The organism is Bradyrhizobium sp. WSM2793 (genome assembly GCF_000379585.1).
In the GTDB taxonomy this organism is placed as follows: Bacteria; Pseudomonadota; Alphaproteobacteria; order Rhizobiales; family Xanthobacteraceae; genus Bradyrhizobium.
In genome coordinates this window covers 143020-163129 of record NZ_KB902780.1, presented here as the reverse complement: position 1 = coordinate 163129, position 20110 = coordinate 143020, and the positions used below count along the sequence as shown (strand labels likewise).

The window sequence follows — 20110 nt, the reverse complement described above, 5'->3', positions numbered from 1 at the left end:
GGGTCACGCCATGAATGTTCTGTCTTCCGTCGACACCAAGAAGCTTGAGGCTGCCGAGATCGTGGATGAGCTCTGGTACAAGGACGCCATTATCTATCAGCTCCACGTCAAGGCCTTCGCCGACAGCAACAATGACGGCATCGGCGATTTCGCCGGTCTGACCGAGAAGTTGCCCTATCTGCAGGAGCTCGGCGTCACCGCGCTGTGGCTTTTGCCGTTCTATCCCTCGCCGGGGCGCGACGACGGCTACGACATCGCCGACTACGGCTCGGTCAATCCCGATTTCGGGACCATGAAGGATTTCAAGCGCTTCATCCAGGAAGCGCAGAAGCGCGGCCTGCGCGTCATCACCGAGCTGGTCGTCAACCACACCTCGGACCAGCACAAATGGTTCAAGCGCGCGCGCCGCAGCCATCCCGGCTCCAGCGCCCGCAACTGGTATGTCTGGAGCGACACCGACCAGAAATACCAGGGCACGCGGATCATCTTCACCGACACCGAGAAGTCGAACTGGACCTGGGATCACGAGGCCGGTGCGTTCTACTGGCACCGCTTCTTCTCGCACCAGCCGGATCTCAATTTCGACAATCCGCGCGTGGTCAGCGCGCTGATCCAGGTGATGAAGCGCTGGCTGGACGCCGGCGTCGACGGCTTCCGGCTCGATGCCATTCCCTATCTGTGTGAGCGCGAGGGCACCTCGAACGAGAACCTTCCCGAGACGCATGCGATCATCAAGCGCCTGCGCCACGAGCTGGATTCCTACTCCAAGGGCAAGCTGCTGCTGGCCGAGGCCAATCAATGGCCGGAGGACGTGCAGGAATATTTCGGCCGTGGCGACGAGTGCCACATGGCCTACCACTTCCCGCTGATGCCGCGCATCTACATGGCGATCGCGCAGGAGGACCGCTTTCCGATCACGGACATTCTGCGCCAGACACCTGATATTCCGGCGAGCTGCCAATGGGCGCTGTTCCTGCGCAACCATGACGAACTCACGCTTGAGATGGTCACCGACGTCGAGCGCGACTATCTCTGGACCACCTACGCAAACGATCCCCGCGCCCGCATCAATGTCGGCATCCGTAGGCGCCTTGCGCCGCTGATGGACAACGACCGGCGCAAGATCGAGCTGATGAATTCCCTGCTGCTGTCCTTCCCCGGCACGCCGATCATCTATTACGGCGACGAGATCGGGATGGGCGACAACATCTATCTCGGCGACCGCAACGGCGTGCGCACGCCGATGCAGTGGAGCCCGGACCGCAACGGCGGCTTCTCGCGCTGTGACCCCGCCCGCCTCTATGCGCCGCTGATCATGGACCCCGTCTACGGCTACGAATCCGTGAACGTCGAAGCCCAGTCGCGCAGCCTGTCGTCGCTGCTCAGCGCCACCAAGCGGCTGATCTCCGTGCGCAAGTCGACGCTCGCTTTCGGCCGCGGCACCATGACCTTCATCCGCCCCGCCAACCGCGCCGTGCTGGCCTATGTCCGGCAATATCGCGACGAAGTGATCCTCTGCGTCGCCAATTTGTCGCGCGCAGCGCAAGCGACCGAGCTCGACCTGTCGCCCTGGAAGGACCGCATCCCGCAGGAGATGCTCGGCCGCACCCGCTTTCCTGCGATCGGCGAACTGCCCTACATGATCACGCTGGGGCCTTACGGCTTCTACTGGTTCCAGCTTCAGGAACGCGACAAGTCCGAGCCGGTGACGCCGCGCGCGGTGCCGGAGTTCGAGACGCTGGTGGTGCCGGTGAACTCGAACTGGGTGTCGCTCGCCCGCGAGCGCGGCGTGTTCGAGCGCGACGTGCTACCGGGATTCTTGTCGCGGACGCGGTGGTATCCCGAGCACAATCCCAAGCAGATCAAAACCACGCTGACCTCGGCCGTGCCGTTCTGCGACATCGGCGACAACAGGCCCTGGATCGCTTTTTTCCAGAAGGCCGACCAGGACGCCGCGTCGCGCTACGTGCTGCCGATGCAGATCGAGTGGGTGCGCTTCGACCGTGAGCGCTTCAACCCGAAGGCGCTCGCCGCCGTCCGCCAGGGTGCGCGAGAGGGCACGCTGCTCGACGTGGCGACCGATCAGATCTTCATCGGCCTGTTCCTGCGCAACCTGTCGCAGAATTTGGTGGTGGAAGAAAACAATCTGCGGCTGGAGTTCAAGGCGACCAGCCGCTTCGCCGATTACACCATCAAGGAGCCCGAACGCATCCGCGCGATCGAGCAATCGAACAGCACCGCGCTGGTCGACAACCAGTACGTCGCCAAGCTCTATCGCCAGCTCGAAGGCGGCATCAACCCCGAGATCGAGATCGGCCATTATCTCACCGAGGTCGCGCGCTTTGCCAATACGCCGGCGCTGCTCGGCAGCGTCGAGCTGGTCGAAGGCGATCAGCGCAGCACGCTCGGCGTGCTCCATGCTTATGTCGAGAACCAGGGTGACGGCTGGACCGTGACCACGGGCTATCTCGATCGCTATATCGACGAGCAGCGCGTGCTATCGGCAGGCGAAGCGCCGCGCGAGACCCAGGAGCAAGCGCCTTATCTGCACTTCATCGCGCAGATCGGCCGGCGGCTCGGCGAGTTGCATGTTGCCTTGGCGGCGGCAGAGCCGCACGATCTTGCTCCAGAGCCGATCGGCTCTGCGCACGCCAAACGATTTGTGTCCGACCTCAAGGCACGGGCCGAGCGGGTTTTCGAGCGGCTGGCCGACAGCCGCGACGGCCTGCGGGAGGCGGACCGACCGTTGATCGACCGGCTCGCCGCCGTGCGCACGTCCCTGCCCGACCACCTGAATGCGCTATTGCCTTCCGGGATCGGCGGGCTGAGCATCCGTCATCATGGCGACTTCCGCCTCGGGCAAACTTTGATCGTGAAGGACGATATCTTCATCATCGACTTCGACGGCGATCCGCGTCTGCCGCTGGCCGACAAGCGGCGCAAGGCGCCGGCCGCGCGCGACGTCGCCGGCCTGATCCGCTCGATCGATCTTTCGGTTAACGCGGCGCTGAGCCGTGCGCTCACGGGCGCTTCCGACGAGCAGGGCCGGATCACCGCCGCGCTCGACGAATGGCGCGAGCGAGCCGCCGCAACCTTCCTGTCCGCCTATCGCGAAGCCATGACCGATCGACGGCTGTGGCCGGAGGATCGGCAATCCGCGGAAGGCCTGTTAAGGTTTTTCCTGCTTGATCAAGCCTTCGATGAAGTAGAGTACGAGCTGTCCAACCGGCCTGAGGGGCTCCATGCGCCGCTGACCGGACTGCTTCGCATTCTGTCCAGTCCCGGGAGCGAAGCCCATGCCTAAACTGCCTGCCGAGGCCTATGCGATCATCGAGGGCCGCCACTCCGACCCCTTCCACTATCTCGGGCTGCACCCCGAAGGCGATAAAAGCGTGGTGCGCGCTTTTCTCCCCGAGGCCTCAAATGTCGAGGCAGTTGGCGAGCATGGCGAAGTCGCTCCGCTCGACCGCGTGCATGATTCCGGCCTGTTCATCGGCGCCCTACCCAATGGCTCGAAGCACTATCAGCTGCGCGCAAAATTTGGCGGCAACGTCGTGGAGTTCGAGGACGCCTACCGCTTTCCGCCGATCCTGACCGATTTCGACCTCTATTTGCTCGGCGAAGGCACCGATCAGCGCCTCTACGACAAGCTCGGGGCGCATCCGATGCGGCTCGAGGGCATCGACGGCATCGGCTTCGTGGTACTGGCCCCGAACGCACGCCGCGTTTCCGTGGTCGGCGATTTCAATTTCTGGGACGGACGGCGCCATCCGATGCGGGTGCGCGGCGCCGGGTATTGGGAATTGTTCATTCCGCATGCCAAAGCCGGCGATCACTACAAGTTCGAGATCATCGGGCCGCACGGCCATCTGCTTCCGCTGAAATCAGACCCGATGGCCTTTGCCAGCGAAGTCCGTCCGAAGACGGCCTCCATCGTGTTCGACGAAACGCATTTGCCACGGCCACGCCCGGCGCCCGACGGCATCAACGCGCTGTCGGCGCCGATGTCGATCTATGAGGTCCATCTCGGCTCGTGGCGTCGCAAGAACGGCGATGAATGGCTGACCTATCGCGAGCTGGCCGAACAGTTGCCGGCCTATGCCCGCGACATGGGCTTCACCCATCTCGAATTCCTGCCCGTGAGCGAGCATCCCTTCGACGGCTCCTGGGGCTATCAGCCGACCGGCCTCTATGCGCCGACCAGCCGCTTCGGCACGCCGGAGGATTTTGCCGCCCTCGTCGATGCCTGCCACCGCGAGGGTGTCGGCGTGCTGCTCGATTGGGTGCCCGGTCACTTCCCCGACGATCCGCACGGGCTTGGCAGTTTCGACGGCACCGCGCTCTACGAGCACGCCAACCCGCTCCAGGGCCGCCACCTCGACTGGGGCACCTTGATCTACAATTACGGCCGCACCGAAGTGACGAACTTCCTGGTGTCGAACGCACTGTTCTGGATGGAGCGCTATGCGATCGACGGCTTACGCGTCGATGCCGTCGCGTCCATGCTCTATCTCGACTACAGCCGGCCGCCCGGCGCCTGGATCCCGAACCAGTATGGCGGCCGCGAAAACATCGAGGCGATCAACTTCCTGCGCCGCTTCAACACCGAGGTCTTCGCGCGCTTCCCGCAGGCGACCACGGCGGCCGAGGAGTCCACCGCCTGGCCTCAGGTCTCGCGCCCCGTCGAGTTCGGCGGGCTCGGCTTCGGCTACAAGTGGAACATGGGCTGGATGCACGACACGCTGAACTACATCAGCAAGGACCCTGTTCACCGCAAGCACCATCACGGCGAGATCCTGTTCGGCCTGCACTACGCGTTCTCGGAAAACTTCATCCTGCCGCTGTCCCACGACGAGGTCGTGCACGGCAAGCGCTCGATCTTCGGCCGCATGCCCGGCGACGAGTGGCAGCGCTTTGCGAATTTGCGCGCCTATTACAGTTTCATGTTCGGCCATCCCGGCAAGAAGCTGTTGTTCATGGGCGCGGAAATCGCCCAAAGCCGCGAATGGAATCACGACCAGTCGCTCGACTGGCACCTGCTCGAATACAAGTATCATTCCGGCATTCAGTCACTGATCCGGGACCTCAACCGGCTCTATCGCGCGGTGCCGGCGCTGCACCAGATGGACTGCGACCAGGCCGGCTTCGAATGGCTGATCACGGATGACGCCAACCGCAACGTGTTCGCCTGGCTGCGCAAGGGATTTGACGAGCAGGCGCGGTGTCTCGTCATCATCAACTTCTCACCCAATGTCTATCGCAACTATCGCGTTCGTGTGCCCTTTGCCGGCAAGTGGAAGGAAGTGTTCAATTCGGACTCCGCCCATTATGGCGGCAGCAATGTCGGGAACATCGGCGAGGTTCATGCCGTTGAAGGCAAGGCGCCCGAGCTCCGCCTCACCATTCCGCCGCTCGCCGCGATCTTTCTCGTTCCGGAAAGCTGACACATGCGCCTGACTGCCGGATCGCCTGCACGCCTCGGCGCAAGCTGGGACGGACGCGGCACCAATTTCGCGCTGTTCTCCGCGAACGCACAGAAGGTCGAACTCTGCCTGTTCGACACGCAAGGCCGCCGCGAGCTCGAGCGCATCGAGCTGCCGGAAAGAACCGAAGATGTCTGGCACGGCTATCTCAACGACGTCTCGCCCGGCCAGCTCTACGGTTATCGCGTGCACGGCCCCTACGAGCCCGAGCACGGCCACCGCTTCAACGCGAACAAGCTGCTGCTCGATCCCTATGCCAAGCGGCTCGCGGGACGCCTGGTCTGGAGCGATGCGCATTTCGCCTACCGCACCGGGAGCCCACGCGAGGATCTGTCCTTCGATCGGCGCGACAATGCCCGCGGCATGCCCAAGGCCGTCGTGGTCGACGAGACCTTCAACTGGGGCCGCCGCGAGATCCGTCCCAATATCCCCTGGGAAGACACCGTCATCTACGAGGCCCACGTCAAGGGTTTGACCCAGAAGCGCGACGACGTGCCGCCGAACCTGCGGGGCACCTATGGCGGGCTGTCTTCGCCGGCGATGATCGAGCACCTGAAGAAGCTCGGCGTCACCACGGTGGAGCTGCTGCCGGTGCACAGCTTCGTCGACGACCGCATCCTGGTCGAGAAGAAGCTCGCCAATTACTGGGGCTACAACTCGCTCTCCTTCTTCGCGCCTGAGCTGCGCTACGCCCAGGACAATGCGCTCGACTCCTTCCGCACCACGGTGGCGCGCCTGCACGATGCCGGCATCGAGGTGATGCTCGACGTCGTCTACAACCACACCGCCGAGGGCAACCATCTCGGCCCGACGCTGTGCTACCGCGGCATCGACAACGCCTCCTATTACTGGCTCAACCGCGAGAACCCGCGCTATTACGACGACTTCACCGGCTGCGGCTCGTCGGTGAATCTCACCCATCCGCGCGTGCTGCAGATGGTGATGGACTCCTTGCGCTACTGGGTCGAGGTCTGCCACGTCGACGGCTTCCGCTTCGACCTTGCCACCACGCTCGCGCGCGGGCCGAACGGTTATGATCGCGGCATCTCGTTCCTGACCGCGATCCGGCAGGATCCGGTGCTTGCGACCGTCAAGCTCGTCGCCGAACCCTGGGACCTCGGCCTTGGCGGCTATCAGGTCGGCGCATTCCCCTCGCAATGGTCGGAATGGAATGATCGCTATCGCAGCGCCATGCGCCGCTACTGGAGCGGCGAAGGCAGCCTGATCGGCGACATCTCCAGCCGGATGACGGCATCGTCCGACCTGTTCAACCATGACGGACGGCGGCCGCGCGCCAGCATCAATCACATCACCGTCCATGACGGCTTCACGCTCGCCGACCTCTTCAGCTACAACGAGAAGCACAACGAGGCCAACGGCGAGGACAATCGCGACGGCTCCAACGACAACCACAGCAACAATTGCGGTGTCGAGGGGCCGACCGACGATCCTCAGATCCTCGCCCTGCGCCGTCAGCTTCGCAAGAACGTGCTGGCTTGCCTGATGCTGGCGCAGGGCGTTCCGCTGATCCTCGCCGGCGACGAGGTCGGCAACTCGCAATCCGGCAACAACAACGCCTATTGCCAGGACAACGAGATCGGCTGGGTCGGCTGGGACAATCTCGGCAAAGAGGGCGACGACATGGTCGATTTCGTTGGCCATCTCGCCGACATCCGCCGCCGGTTCTCGCAGCTTCGCAGCCATCGCTGGCTCGACGGCCGCCCCGCAGACGGCGTGTCGTACGGCGCATTGTGGCTGACACCTGCGGGCGACGAAATGACGGAGAACGACTGGAAATTCCCGGAGGGAAGATTCCTCTCCTATGTGATGGGCCCGGTGGAACCGGGTGGGGCCGCGATCTTTATCGTACTGAACGCCGCCCCCGAAGAGATCGCATTCAAATTGCCCAAAATGACCGAATACAAGAGCTGGCAGCAGATCTTGAACACGACCGATGCCAAGCTGAATACGGTCGAGTTCCCGCCCGGGAGCGACAGCAAGGCGCCGCCGCGCTCGGTGCTCGCCTTCGCGGGGGCGCTATGAGGCCATCCTTCGGGGCCAGGCCGACAAAGGACGGCGTGTCGTTTCGCCTGTGGGCGCCTGGCGCGCGGCGTGTCGACCTCCTGCTCGACCGAAGACACGCGATGCAGCGCCGGCAGGATGGCTGGTACGTGGCCGAGATTTCCGGCCTCACCGCCGGCAGCCCCTACAAGTTCAGGATCGACGACGAGATCGAGGTACCCGATCCCGCCTCGGCCTTTCAGCCCGAGGATGTGTTCGGGCCGAGCGAGGTGATCGATCACGACGCCTTTTCGTGGCGTGCGCGCGATTGGCGCGGCCGCCCCTGGGAAGAGACGGTGCTGACCGAGACCCATGTCGGCACCTTCACCTCCGAAGGCACTTACCGCGCCATGATCGACAAGCTCGATCATCTCGTCGCAACGGGCATCACCGCGCTGGAATTGATGCCGCTGGCCGATTTCGCCGGGCGCCGCGGCTGGGGCTATGACGGCGTGCTTTGGTATGCGCCCGACAGCGCCTATGGCCGGCCCGAAGACCTGAAGACGCTGATCGACGAAGCGCATCTGCGCGGCCTGATGGTGTTCCTCGACGTCGTCTACAATCATTTTGGGCCCGAGGGGAATTATCTCGGCCGCTATGCGCCGGCCTTCTTCACCGACGCCCACACGCCCTGGGGCAGTGCGATCGACTATCGCGTGCCGCAGGTGCGCGCATTCGCGGTCGAGAATGCGCTGTCCTGGCTCAGCGACTACCGTTTCGACGGCCTGAGGCTGGATGCCGCCAATCACATCATGGCGATCCCCGGCGAGCAATCGATGCTGCAGGACCTCAGCGTCGCCGCAGGCGAGCTTGCCAAGGCCACGGGGCGGCACATCCATCTCGTGCTGGAGAACGGCGACAATCGCGCCAGCCTGCTCGACGCGGCGCAGGAGCCGCCGAACGGGAAATATCGGGGACAGTGGAACGACGACTATCACCACGTCTGGCACGTGATGCTGACCGGCGAGCTCGCCGGATACTACGCGGATTATCAAACGCCGCGGCTCGATCTCGCCCGCGCGCTGGCCTCCGGCTTCGTCTACCAGGGCGAAGTTTCGGAGTTCTGGGGCAAGAAGCCGCGCGGCGAGCCGAGCGGCAAGCTGCCGCCGGCGACCTTCGTCAATTTCCTGCAAAACCACGACCAGATCGGCAACCGTCCGCTCGGCGACCGGCTCGAGAGCCTGGCATCATCGCAGCAGATCGAAGCGGCGCTCGCGGTGTCCCTGCTCGCGCCGATGGTGCCGATGCTGTTTCAGGGCGAAGAATGGGGCTCCACGGCGCCTTTCCCCTTCTTCTGCGATTTCCACGGCGAACTGGCCGATGCCGTCCGCAAGGGGCGCAAGCAGGAATATGCCTGGGCTTACGAGAAGTACGGCGACGAGGTGCCCGACCCGCTCGATCCGGCAACGCTGCAATCGGCCGTGCTCGACTGGACCGGCCGCACGCCGCAGCAGGATGCGCGGCTCGCGCTGGTCCGGGAGCTGCTCGCGCTTCGCCGCAAGGAGATCATGCCGCGGCTGAGGGGCGCGAGCTTCGGCGAGGCCGAGGCGGCCGACAGCGGCCTGCTCACCGCGCATTGGCGCATGGGCGACGGCACCGTGCTTCGCCTGTCCGCCAACCTGTCGGACCAAGAAATCATCTCCAATGTCAGCGCGGGTACGCCGATCTGGGGCGGCGAGACCGGCGACCGGCTTGCCCCCTGGTCGGTGGTCTGGCGCCTCGGAGGTTAGGATGCCTCCCGCCATTCCGCTCGCGACCTACCGGCTTCAGCTCACCGCGGATTTCGATTTCGACAAGGCCGCCGCGGTGGTGCCCTATCTGAAAGCGCTGGGGATCACGCATCTCTATGCCTCGCCGGTGATGAAGGCGCGCAAGGGCTCGACCCACGGCTACGACACCGTCGATCACAGCCAGTTCAATCCGGAGCTTGGCGGCGAGGCCGGCTTCGCCCGGCTGAGCGAGGCACTGACCAAGCACGACCTCGGCCTCATCATCGACTTCGTGCCCAACCATGTCGGCGTGCATTTCGCCGACAATCCCTGGTGGCTCGACGTGCTGGAATGGGGCCAGGCTTCGCCCCACGCGGTCTCCTTCGACATCGACTGGGATCAGCTCGCCTACCGCGCCCGCGGCGGCGTGCTGCTGCCGATCCTGGGGGCGTCCTATGGCGAGGCGCTCGAGCGCGGCGACATCGAGCTGCGCTACGATCCGGACCAGGGAAGCTTTTCCGCCTGGTATTTCGAACATCGCCTGCCCGTCGCGCCGGAGCGCTATGGCGAGATGCTGCGCATGATCGTCAAGGAAGCGGATGCCGCCGAGACGGAGGCCGGCAAGCGCCTGCTGTCGCTCGCAGCGCGCTATACCGGATTACGCCGCCCCAACCGCAAGGAAGCCCCCGCGTTCAAGGCCGAGCTCAGGGAGATCCCTGGTGCTGCCGAAGTCATCGCACGCGGCCTCGCCGCCTATCGTGCCGCCAAGGATCGTCCCGCGCCGACGCTGGCGCTGCATCATCTGCTGGAGCGCCAGCACTACAAGCTCGGGCACTGGCGGCTTGCCTCCAGCGATATCAACTATCGCCGCTTCTTCGACGTCAACGGGCTCGCGGGTCTGCGCGTCGAGGACGCGAGCACCTTCGCCGCCACGCACCGGCTGGTGAAGCAGCTCATCGCCAGCGGCAAGCTGCAGGGCATCCGGCTCGATCACATCGACGGCCTGCGCGATCCCGCGCAATATTGCCAGCGGCTGCGCCGGCTGGTGCGCGACGCGCAAGGAAATACAAAGCCCTTTTACACGGTGATCGAGAAGATCCTGTGCGAGCACGAACGCCTGCCGCACTTCGCCGGGGTTCAGGGCACCACCGGCTATGAATGGATGAACGTCATCACCCATGCGCTGGTCGAGGCCGGGGGACTGGGGGCGCTGGACGAGACCTGGCGGCAGGTCAGCAACCGGCCGCCGCGGCTTGCGCCTTACGTCAAGGACGCCAAGCGGCGCGTGCTGGAGACGCTGCTCACCAGCGAATTCACCGTGCTGACGCGCCTGCTCGCGCGCATCGCCAACGGGCATTACTCGACGCGCGATTTCTCCGCCGACAGCCTGCGGCAGGCGCTCGAGCTCTATGTGCTGCATTTCCCGGTGTACCGCACCTATCTGACCAACAGCGGCCCGACCGCGCCCGACCGCAAGCTGATCGACGACACCATCGCGCGCGCCCGCGCCGAATGGTTCGCCGCGGACGAAGGCATCTTCGACTTCCTGCGCGACGCCTTGACCATGGACCTGCTCAAGCCCGGCCGCCCCCCGCACAGCGCCCCGCGCGTGCGCCGTTTTGCGCTGAAAGTGCAGCAATTCACCGGGCCGGTGATGGCGAAGTCGCTGGAAGACACCGCGTTCTATCAATTCCACCGCTTGCTCGCGCTGAACGAGGTCGGCGGCGATCCCGCCAGCACCGGGCTCACGATTTCCGCCTTCCACGAGACCATGCAGGCCCGCGCCAGGGAATGGCCGCTGGGAATGACGGCGACCGCCACCCACGACACCAAGCGCGGCGAGGACGCCCGGGCGCGCATCGCGTCGATCAGCGAGATTCCCGGCGAATGGACCAGCGCGGTGGCGCGCTGGAAGGTGCTGAACGCGCCGCACCTCACGCTCCACGGCAATTACCGCGCGCCGTCGGCGACGTTCGAATACATGCTCTACCAGACCCTGCTCGGAGCCTGGCCGCTGCACGGGCCGGTCGATGCCGGCTTCGTCGAGCGCATCCAGGCCTATGCGCTGAAGGCCGCGCGCGAGGGCAAGGAAGAGACGAGCTGGCTCAACCCGCATGAAGCCTATGAGAACGGCATCAAGAGCTTTATCGACAAGATCCTCGATCCTGCACTGTCAGGGGAATTCCTGGATTCGCTGCAAACGCTGGCCCGACGCGTGGCGCTGCTCGGCGCCTTGAACTCTCTAAGCCAGCTCACCCTCAAGGCGACGCTGCCCGGCGTGCCCGACTTCTACCAGGGCACCGAGTTCTGGGACCTGTCGCTGGTCGACCCCGACAACCGTCGCCCGGTCGACTTTGGCGCGCGGCACGCGGCGCTGGATTCGTTGGACGATCCGGATTGGCGTGGCCTGATCAAGAGCTGGCCCGACGGCCTGCTCAAGCTGGCCTGGACACGGCGTCTTCTCAAGCTGCGCAATGAACTCGCCGACGTCTTCGCTCAAGGCGACTATCAGCCGCTGGCGGTGCGCGGCGCACATGCCGACCATGTCATTGCCTTCGCCCGCCGCCATGGCCGCGCTGCGGCGATCGTCGTGGTCGGGCGTCAGTTCGCGCCGTTCACCCAAGCCGGCCGGGAATGGCCCGCGCTGGAGGGATTTGACGCGACCGTCGATATCACAGGCTATGCCGCGACGGGCCTTGAGGGCCACGAACTGCCGGTCACCCAGGCTTTCGGTGATTTTCCCGCCGCTGTCATCGAGGCCCGCACGGCAAGCGCCATCAGGCCCGCGCGGCCGCGCATGCGCGCCTGAAGCTACTTTCCGTCGTCCTTGGTCAGCAGCAACTGCCCGCGCTTCCTGATCGTGGCCTGCGCCATCTCGGCAAAGCGCTGCAACAGCCAGGGCAGCACCACCTGGACCTTGACATGGTCTTCAGCGACGTCGACCTGACCCGTCGCGATCTGTCCGAGCGCGCGAATACGAAACGCCATGCTGTCGCCGGTCCAGCGCTCCTCCTCGACCTGCATCACGGGAATGCTGGCTGCCGCCCGGCCGAGCCCGGCCTTGAGCCGGCGCACCGCCTCCTCGCGGCCGAGACGGTGCGGAATAGAAACGACAAGCGGTGCTGACATGGCCCTGCCCCGTGACGATCAATCCTCACATAGTCATGCCGGACGAAGCGGCAAAGGTTCCATGCAACTTGGACCTGTGGCCCTGTTTCAAACCCGGAACTTAAAAACCTGCGGCAAGTTGCCCTCGCACAAGGGGACAGGTGCAAACGACCCTTTCAACAAAGGGCTGAGGAGATTCGCATGTCAATCGGTACGATCATTCTGATCATTCTGGTCATCGCCCTGCTCGGCGGCTTCAGCGGCATCGGCGGCGGCCCGTTCTACGGCACCGGCTATTACGGCGGCGGCGGCCTCGGGTTGGTCATCGTCATCCTGTTGATCCTGCTGCTGATGGGACGGATCTAGGACGAGAACTCGTAGGTGGGCAAAGGCGCTCTTGCGCCGTGCCCACCTATTCGTCGTAATGAAAAAGATTCGTTACAACGAAAAAAACGTGAGCACGCTTCGCTTTGCCCACCCTACAGGCGCGGTGCCCGGAGCGCGACCTACTTCTTTTTCCCCGCAAGCTTCTTGATCGCCGCCTTGATCGAGGCGGCCGCATCGTCATAGTCCTCCCACGCCTTTGACCGCGGCAGCAGGCCCGGCACGGTCCTCAGCGTATAGCGCTTCGGATCGAGATCGCTCTTCACCTGCGCCCAAGTGACGGGCATCGAGACCGTTGCCCCGGCGCGCGCCCGCGGCGACAACGGGGCCACCGCCGTCGACATCCGGTCGTTGCGGAGATAGTCGAGGAAGATCTTCCCCTTGCGCAGCTTCTTCGACATGTTGAGCAGATAGCGCTCTGGATCGTCGTCGGCCATCCACTGGCAGACGCCTTGCGCGAAGGCCTTGGCTTCCTTCCAGCTCACCTTGTCGCGCGCGCCGTGAAGCAGCGGTACCACCACATGCAGGCCCTTGCCGCCCGTGGTCTTGCAGAAGCTCTCCATGCCGACATCGGCCAGCCGCTGCCGCATCTCCTTGGCGGCCTCGACGACATCGGCGAACTCCACATCCGGCGCCGGATCGAGATCGAACACCAGCCGGCCCGGCGTATCGTAGGCATCAGGTGCGCAATTCCAGGGATGCAGCTCGACGCCGCCGATCTGCGCGACGGCGGCCAGCCCTTCGACGCGATCGATCTGCAGATACGGTTTGCGATCGCCTGAGACCTTGGCCAGCTCGAGCAAATTCGAGGTGCCCTGCATCGCGTGACGCTGGAAGAACGTCTCGCCGCCGATGCCGTCGGGCGCACGCACGATCGAGCACGGGCGCCCTTTCAGATGTTCGATCATCCAGTCGCCGACCGCCTCGAAGTAGCGCGCGAGATCGAGCTTCGTCGCGCCCTCGTCGTCACCGCCGTCCGGCCACAGCTCCTTGTCCGGCTTGGAGATGACGACGCCCATCACCTCGGCGGTGCCGGTGTCCTTCGATCGCTTGGCCGTCTTCGCCGCGCGCTTGCTGGGGGTGGGCTCGGCGAGCTCGGTGTCGACAGGCGTCTCGGCCTCGACCTCCTCGGCCGGCTTGTCCTGCCGCAAGCCCTTGAACGCGGCCTGGCGGATATTGCCGTCGGCGGTGAAGCCGGCGAACTCGATCTCGGCGACGAGCTCCGGCTTCAGCCAGTGCACCTCGCGGCTCTTCTTCGGCGCGTTCTTGCCACCGAAGGGGCTCTCCTTGGCCTCCATGGCCTTCAGGGACGGCATGATGCGCTTGACCTTGTCGGCGCCAAAGCCGGTGCCGACCATGCCGACAAAGACGAGATGATCGCCGCGATGCACGCCCGCCATCAGCGAGCGGAATTTGCCGTTGGTGGTCTTGTAGCCGCCGATCACGACCTCGTGGCCGGCGCGGCACTTTGCCTTGGTCCAGCTCTCGGTGCGGCCGGAGCGATAGGGCGCGTCCAGCTTCTTCGACACCACGCCTTCCAGCTCAAGCTTGCAGGCCGATTGCAGCACCGCATCGCCGCCGCTTTCGAAATGCTCGACATAGCGGATCTGAGTCGATTTCCGCTTGCGCGCTCCCAGCAGCTGCTTCAGCCGCGCCTTGCGCTCGCCGAGCGGCAGACGCCGAAAATCGAGATCCTCCGCGAACAGGAGGTCAAAGGCAAAGAAGATCAGCTCTTCGGTCTTGCCGTCCGACAGCGCGGCCTGGAGCGAGGAGAAATTCGGCGCACCGTCGTGATCGAGCGCCACGATCTCTCCGTCGATCATCACGTCCGGCAGCGCAGCCGCCTCCTTCGCGATCGAGGCGAACTTGTCGGTCCAGTCGAGGCCCTTGCGCGTCTTCAGCGTCGCCTTGCCGTCCTCGACGCGGAGCTGCACGCGGTAGCCGTCGAACTTGATCTCGTGGCACCAGCCTTCGCCGGCCGGCGGACGCTCGACCGACGTGCAGAGCTGCGGCGGCACGAAGTCCGGTATCTCGGCGATCTTCTTGCCGTTGGTCGCAGTTGTGGCTTTCTTCTTCGCCGTCCTGGTCTTGACGATCTTGCCGCCCTTCAATGCCGTACGTGGCGCCGGCTTGACCGTTTGCCCTTTCGCTTCCTCGGCCCGGTTGGATTGCCAGACCGCGTCGGCCTTGGTCTTCGCACCCTTGGCCAGCATGAACGGCTTTGGCGCGCGCCCCTTGCCCTCGGCAATCTGCTCCATTGCACGGCCGGAGGCGACGGACTTGTCCTCATCGAGAATGTCGTTCTTGGCCCCTTCACGGACAAATTCGTCGCGGTGCTTGATCAAGAGCCAGTTGGTGCGCTTGCCGCCGGTACGGTCGTTGCGCATGCGGACCAGGACCCAGCTTCCGTGCAACTTGTCTCCATGCAGGGTGAACTTCAAATCGCCCTTCTTGAAGCCGCGTTCGGGATCTTCCGACTCCCAGGTGCCGCGATCCCACAGCATCACCGTGCCGCCGCCGTACTGCCCTTCCGGTATCGTGCCTTCGAAATCGCCATAGTCGAGCGGATGGTCCTCGACCTCGACCGCCAGCCGCTTGTCGTGCGGATCGAGCGAGGGACCCTTGGTCACCGCCCAGGACTTGAACACGCCGTCGAATTCGAGCCTGAGATCGTAATGCAGCCGGCTCGCGTCGTGCTTCTGGATCACGAAGCGCCGCTGCTTCGACGGCGTCACCGCCGTCTTGCCCGACGGCTCCGGCGTCTTCTCGAAATCACGTTTCTGTCGATAGGTGGAGAGTTTTTGCAGCACGACCGGTCCCGCTTCTCTTTCGGGGATTCAAGCCTATCACGGCCAAAGTCCCATCCGGAACCAAAACCCCGCGGGGCGGTTGGGGTTCCAAAACGCCTTGAAAACGCTGGAGAATGGAATGGCCCCGCGCGCCTATTGGAAGGGAACGTTGAAGCTCTCGCTGGTCAGCTGTCCGGTCGTGCTTTATCCGGCGACCACGGCGGCCGAGAAGACGCGGTTTCACCTGATCAACCGCGAGACCGGCAACCGGCTCAAGCAGCAGATGATCGATGCCGAGACCGGCGATGTCGTCGAGAGCGACCAGAAGGGCCGCGGCTACGAGCTGCGCAAGGGCAAATATGTCGAGATCGAGCCGGAGGAGCTCGAGGCGGTCCAGATCGAGAGCAACCATACCATCGACATCGAGAGCTTCGTGCCGAGCGATGAGATCGACCAGCGTTACCTCAACCATCCCTATTATCTTGCACCCGACGGCAAGGCCGCCGTCGATGCCTTTGCGGTGATCCGCGACGCCATGAAGGACCAGGAGCGCGTGGCGCTCGCCAAGATCGTGCTCACCAACCGCGAACACATCATGGCGATCGAGCCGCTCGGCAAGGGCCTGCTCGGCACCACGCTGCGCTTTCCTTACGAGCTGCGCGACGAGGACCAGTTCTTCGACGACATCAAGAGCCCGAAGATCACCAAGGACATGGTCGAGCTTGCCGGCCACATCCTCCAGACCAAGGCCGCCCATTTCGACCCCGGCAAGTTCAAGGACGAGTACGAGAACGCACTGAAGGCGCTGGTGAAACGCAAGGCCAGCGGCAAGAAGATCGAGCTGCCGGAACCCGAGGAACGCCCCAGCAACGTTGTCAGCCTGATGGATGCGCTGAAGCAGAGCCTGAAGGGGCGTGGCGGCAAGAAGACGGCGGCGAAGTCGCATGCCCGCCGCGCGACCGGACGGCAGCGAACCGCGAAGAAGGCGCATCGGTCCACGGCGCGACATCGGAAGGCGGGTTGAGGAAACTGCTCGCCCAACACTCGATATCGTAGGGTGGGCAAAGCGAAGCGTGCCCACCACCTTTATCAAAATCGCGAGAATGGTGGGCACGGCGCTTTGCGCCTTTGCCCACCCTACGGGCTGTCGAAGTCGGAGCCTAATCCCCCGCCTTCAACCGGTACCCGATCCCCGTCTCGGTCAGCACATATTGCGGCCGCTCGGGATCAGCTTCGATCTTCTGGCGGAGCTGGCGGACATAGACGCGCAAATACTGCGCGTCGGTCAATTCGTCCCACAGCTCCTTCAGCAGAAAGCGGTGGGTGAGCACCTTGCCGGCGTGCTGCACCAGCACGCGCAGCAGGTCGTATTCCTTCGGCGACAGTTTTATCTCACGCTCGCCGGTTTTGACGATGCGGCGGACGAGATCGACCGAGAGATCGCCGCTGCGAAACAGCGGGCGCTCTCCCTGCACCTGGAGCTGGTGCCGCAGCGCGGCGCGCAGGCGGGCCAGAAGCTCGTCCATGCCGAACGGCTTGGTCAGATAATCGTCGGCGCCGAGATCGAGTGCCTGCACCTTGCCGGCTTCGTCGCCGCGGCTCGACAGCACCACGATCGGCACGCCTTCGTTGCGGGCACGGATGGTGCGCAGCAGTTCGTGTCCCTGCACGTCGGGCAGGCCGAGATCGAGGATGATCAGCGCGGGCTCCTCAACGAGCTTCTCCAGCGCGATCTTGCCGTTCGACGCTTCCAGGATCTCATAGCCTTGCGTCGTCAGCCCCATCCGCAGCAATTTGCGGATCGGCGGCTCGTCGTCGATAACCAGGACCTTGATCGGCGCAGCACTCATGCGGCGGTATCCAATGCGCGGCTGTCTGCCGGAACGGGAAGACGGATGGTGAGGACGGCGCCACTGCGGTCGCTGCGGTTGGCGGCCGAGATCGTGCCCCGCATCGCCTCGACGAAGCCGCGCGAGATGGCGAGCCCGAGCCCCGTGCCGGGACGGACATGATCGCCTTTCTGCACGCGATAGAACTTGTCGAACACGCTATCGAGCTCATCAATCGGGATGCCGGCCCCCTCGTCCGCGATCTCGAGCACGACATGATCGCTGTCGCGCCGGCTGCGGATCGAGATGGTGGTCTCGAGTGGCGAATATTTCGCGGCGTTGTCGAGCAGGTTAAACAGCACCTGCTCGAACAGCACCGCATCGAGTTGCAGCATCGGCAGATCGGCGGCCAGCACCAGCTCGACCTCGTGCGCGGTGAGAATCTTGGCTGCACGCCGCAGCGCGCTGCCCACAATCTCGCTGAGATCATGTAGCGCCGCGTTGGGCACGATGGCGCCCGATTCAAGCTTGGTCATGTCGAGCAGGTTGGCGATGAAGCGGTTGAGCCGCTCGGATTCGTCGATCACGGTCGCGAGCAGGTCGCGCTTCTCGGTGTCGGAGAGGGCGCCGGCAAGATCGCGCATGGTGGAGGCCGCCCCCAGCACCGAGGCGAGCGGCGTCTTCAGATCATGGGAGATCGAGGTCAACAGCGCCGAGCGCAGCCGCTCGGACTCGACGGTGCGCTTGACGCGGTCCATGTCCTCGACCAGCAGCACGCGCTCGACCGCCAGCGCGCCCTGATCGACCAGCGCGTCAAGCAGGCGGCGCTGGTCCGGTGTCAGCAGCGGACCGGTACGGTCGTCGTCGATGCCGATGACGCCGATCGGGCCGCGCCCGGTGCGCATCGGCAGGAACAGCCGTTTTGCCCCCGGCAGCGTGTCCGAGCCCCGGCCGGCGGGGCGGTCATTGCTCCAGGCCCAGTTGGCGGCGGCAAGATCGGCCTGATCGAGCTCGTCCTCGGGCGGATAGCCGGATTTCACCGTGAGTAGGCCCTCGTCCGGCAGCAGCAGCACCACCCGGACTTTCAGCATCAATGCGATCTGGTAGGCCGTCGCCCACAGCACGTCGTCGAGCGTCGCGGTGCCGGCGAGCTTGCGGCTGAAGGCGTAGAGCTGCTCGCTCATTCTGATCCGGCCGATGGCGGCATCGGCCTGGGTGCGCACGCGCGCTGCGACATTCGACACCACGAATGCGATCAGCATGAAGAAGAAGAACGCCGCGACGTTGGTCGGATCGGTGATGGTGAAGGTGTAGACCGGCGGCAGGAAGAAGAAGTTATACGCCAGTGACGCAGCAACGCTTGCCAGCAGCGACGGCCACAACCCATAGCGGACGGCCACGGCAACCACCGCGGTCAGGAACATGAGATCAACGTTCTCGATGCCGAAATACGGCTTAATGGCCACCGCTGCGGCAAGGCCGAGCGCGGTGATCCCGAGCGCCTTCAGATAAGGAATTGCATCGAACGGCTCGGATCGTGCCGCGGTCTGCACCGCCGTCTTCGGCGCCGGCTCACTGGTCAGCTCGTCGCCTGGAATGACGTGAACGCTGATATTGCCGGCGCGGCGCACCAGATCATGCACCACCGAGCCGCGTGTCATCTCGAACCAGCGCGAGCGCGTCGACTTGCCGATCACGATCTGGGTGACATTGTTTCCTTGCGCGAAATTGACGACGTCGTCGGCAATACGGCGGCCGACCGCCGGAATCGTCAACGCCTCGCCGCCGAGCGATTCCGCGAGCCGAAGCGTATCGGCAATCCGGTCGCGCTGCTCATCGGACAATTGCAGCGATCGCCGCGTTTCGATCGAAACCGCAGTAAATGGCGCATGCAGCCGGTCCGCCAGCCGCTTGGTGTAGCGCACGAGACCGGCCGCGCGCGGATCCTCGCTGACGCAGACGAGAATGCGCTCGCCGACGGCCCAGGGCCCGGGAATCGCGTTGGCCTGCATGTGATTGAGGAGCTGCTCGTCGACCCGCTCGGCCGTACGTCGCAAAGCGAGTTCGCGCAACGCCGTCAGGTTCCCCGGCGAGAAATAGTGCTCCAGTGCCCGCTCGGCCTGCTTGGGCACATAGACCTTGCCCTCCTTCAGGCGCTGGATCAAATCGTCGGGCGTGAGGTCGATCAGCTCGATCGCGTCGGCGCGATCGAACACCGAGTCCGGCACGGTCTCGCGCACCCTGACATGGGTGATCTGGGCGACGACGTCGTTCAGGCTCTCAATGTGCTGGATGTTGACGGCGGTGTAGACGTCGATGCCGTGGGACAGCAACTCCTCGACGTCGAGATAGCGCTTGGGATGGCGGCTGCCGGCCGCGTTGGTGTGGGCGAGCTCGTCGACCAGAGCGATCTGCGGCCGGCGCGCGATCACCGCATCGAGATCCATCTCCTCGACGATCTGCCCGCGATAGTCCAGCCGCTTGCGTGGGACCATCTCGAGACCGCGCACCAGCGCCTCGGTCTCAGCGCGGCCGTGGGTCTCGACGAAGCCGACCACGACGTCGATGCCGGACTTGCGCTTGGCGTGGGCGCTTTGCAGCATCTCGTACGTCTTGCCGACGCCGGGGGCGGCGCCGACAAAGATCTTCAGCTTGCCGCTCGCGCTCCCTTCCCGCCGCGCCGCTTCCAGCAGCGCCTCGGGCGACGGACGTTGTTCGGGATCGCGGCGCTCTCGGACCATTTTTCC

11 protein-coding genes are annotated in these 20110 nt (G+C 64.6%); 7 read left to right on the top strand and 4 right to left on the bottom strand.

Annotated features, from left to right (window positions below; genetic code table 11):
- Nucleotides 1–10: 10 nt before the first annotated feature.
- The 5 genes from treS to treY are packed head-to-tail and all read left to right on the top strand — an operon-like array spanning nucleotide 11 to nucleotide 12062.
- Entirely contained in the window at nucleotides 11–3304 is a 3294-nt protein-coding gene (gene treS, locus A3AS_RS0115655) for a maltose alpha-D-glucosyltransferase (protein WP_018318520.1), read from the top strand.
- Entirely contained in the window at nucleotides 3297–5444 is a 2148-nt protein-coding gene (gene glgB / locus A3AS_RS0115650) for a 1,4-alpha-glucan branching protein GlgB (RefSeq protein WP_018318519.1), read from the top strand. Before treS ends, glgB begins: the two co-directional genes overlap by 8 nt.
- A 3-nt stretch (nucleotides 5445–5447) precedes the next feature.
- Nucleotides 5448–7526: a glycogen debranching protein GlgX gene (glgX, locus tag A3AS_RS0115645; RefSeq protein WP_018318518.1), complete on the top strand. Its 2079-nt coding sequence runs from the start codon at nucleotides 5448–5450 to the stop codon at nucleotides 7524–7526.
- Entirely contained in the window at nucleotides 7523–9274 is a 1752-nt protein-coding gene (gene treZ, locus A3AS_RS0115640; protein WP_018318517.1) for a malto-oligosyltrehalose trehalohydrolase, read from the top strand. The genes glgX and treZ overlap by 4 nt, the downstream gene beginning before the upstream one ends.
- Before the next feature lies 1 nt (nucleotide 9275).
- Nucleotides 9276–12062, top strand: coding sequence for a malto-oligosyltrehalose synthase (gene treY / locus A3AS_RS0115635; protein ID WP_018318516.1), 2787 nt, complete (start codon nucleotides 9276–9278; stop codon nucleotides 12060–12062).
- A 2-nt stretch (nucleotides 12063–12064) separates the two neighbouring features.
- On the opposite strand, the gene A3AS_RS0115630 is transcribed toward treY, so the two are convergent.
- Nucleotides 12065–12382: a polyhydroxyalkanoic acid system family protein gene (locus A3AS_RS0115630; RefSeq protein WP_018318515.1), complete on the bottom strand. Its 318-nt coding sequence runs from the start codon at nucleotides 12380–12382 to the stop codon at nucleotides 12065–12067.
- A 180-nt stretch (nucleotides 12383–12562) separates the two neighbouring features.
- Between A3AS_RS0115630 and A3AS_RS45060 the strand changes: the two genes are divergently transcribed.
- Nucleotides 12563–12727, top strand: a complete 165-nt coding sequence (locus A3AS_RS45060) for a DUF3309 family protein (RefSeq protein WP_018318514.1) — start codon at nucleotides 12563–12565, stop codon at nucleotides 12725–12727.
- A 140-nt stretch (nucleotides 12728–12867) separates the two neighbouring features.
- On the opposite strand, the gene ligD is transcribed toward A3AS_RS45060, so the two are convergent.
- Complete coding sequence (gene ligD / locus A3AS_RS0115620; RefSeq protein ID WP_018318513.1) at nucleotides 12868–15555, bottom strand: DNA ligase D; 2688 nt, start codon at nucleotides 15553–15555, stop codon at nucleotides 12868–12870.
- A 118-nt stretch (nucleotides 15556–15673) separates the two neighbouring features.
- Between ligD and A3AS_RS0115615 the strand changes: the two genes are divergently transcribed.
- Nucleotides 15674–16558, top strand: a complete 885-nt coding sequence (locus A3AS_RS0115615; RefSeq protein ID WP_018318512.1) for a Ku protein — start codon at nucleotides 15674–15676, stop codon at nucleotides 16556–16558.
- 136 nt (nucleotides 16559–16694) lie between these two features.
- On the opposite strand, the gene A3AS_RS0115610 is transcribed toward A3AS_RS0115615, so the two are convergent.
- A complete protein-coding gene (locus A3AS_RS0115610) occupies nucleotides 16695–17384 on the bottom strand; it encodes a response regulator (RefSeq protein ID WP_018318511.1) in 690 nt (229 codons plus the stop codon).
- Nucleotides 17381–20104 (bottom strand): sensor histidine kinase KdpD, encoded by a 2724-nt coding sequence (locus A3AS_RS0115605; RefSeq protein ID WP_018318510.1) that lies wholly within the window; start codon nucleotides 20102–20104, stop codon nucleotides 17381–17383. Before A3AS_RS0115605 ends, A3AS_RS0115610 begins: the two co-directional genes overlap by 4 nt.
- Nucleotides 20105–20110: the final 6 nt, after the last annotated feature.

Excerpts from the sequence above, each read along its gene's own strand:
- treS (WP_018318520.1), top strand. The coding sequence starts at position 11 with ATGAATGTTCTGTCTTCCGTCGACACCAAGAAGCTTGAGGCTGCCGAG.
- glgB (WP_018318519.1), top strand. The coding sequence starts at position 3,297 with ATGCCTAAACTGCCTGCCGAGGCCTATGCGATCATCGAGGGCCGCCAC.
- glgX (WP_018318518.1), top strand. The coding sequence starts at position 5,448 with ATGCGCCTGACTGCCGGATCGCCTGCACGCCTCGGCGCAAGCTGGGAC.
- treZ (WP_018318517.1), top strand. The coding sequence starts at position 7,523 with ATGAGGCCATCCTTCGGGGCCAGGCCGACAAAGGACGGCGTGTCGTTT.
- treY (WP_018318516.1), top strand. The coding sequence starts at position 9,276 with ATGCCTCCCGCCATTCCGCTCGCGACCTACCGGCTTCAGCTCACCGCG.
- A3AS_RS0115630 (WP_018318515.1), bottom strand. The coding sequence starts at position 12,382 with ATGTCAGCACCGCTTGTCGTTTCTATTCCGCACCGTCTCGGCCGCGAG.
- A3AS_RS45060 (WP_018318514.1), top strand. The coding sequence starts at position 12,563 with ATGTCAATCGGTACGATCATTCTGATCATTCTGGTCATCGCCCTGCTC.
- A3AS_RS0115615 (WP_018318512.1), top strand. The coding sequence starts at position 15,674 with ATGGCCCCGCGCGCCTATTGGAAGGGAACGTTGAAGCTCTCGCTGGTC.
- A3AS_RS0115610 (WP_018318511.1), bottom strand. The coding sequence starts at position 17,384 with ATGAGTGCTGCGCCGATCAAGGTCCTGGTTATCGACGACGAGCCGCCG.
- A3AS_RS0115605 (WP_018318510.1), bottom strand. The coding sequence starts at position 20,104 with ATGGTCCGAGAGCGCCGCGATCCCGAACAACGTCCGTCGCCCGAGGCG.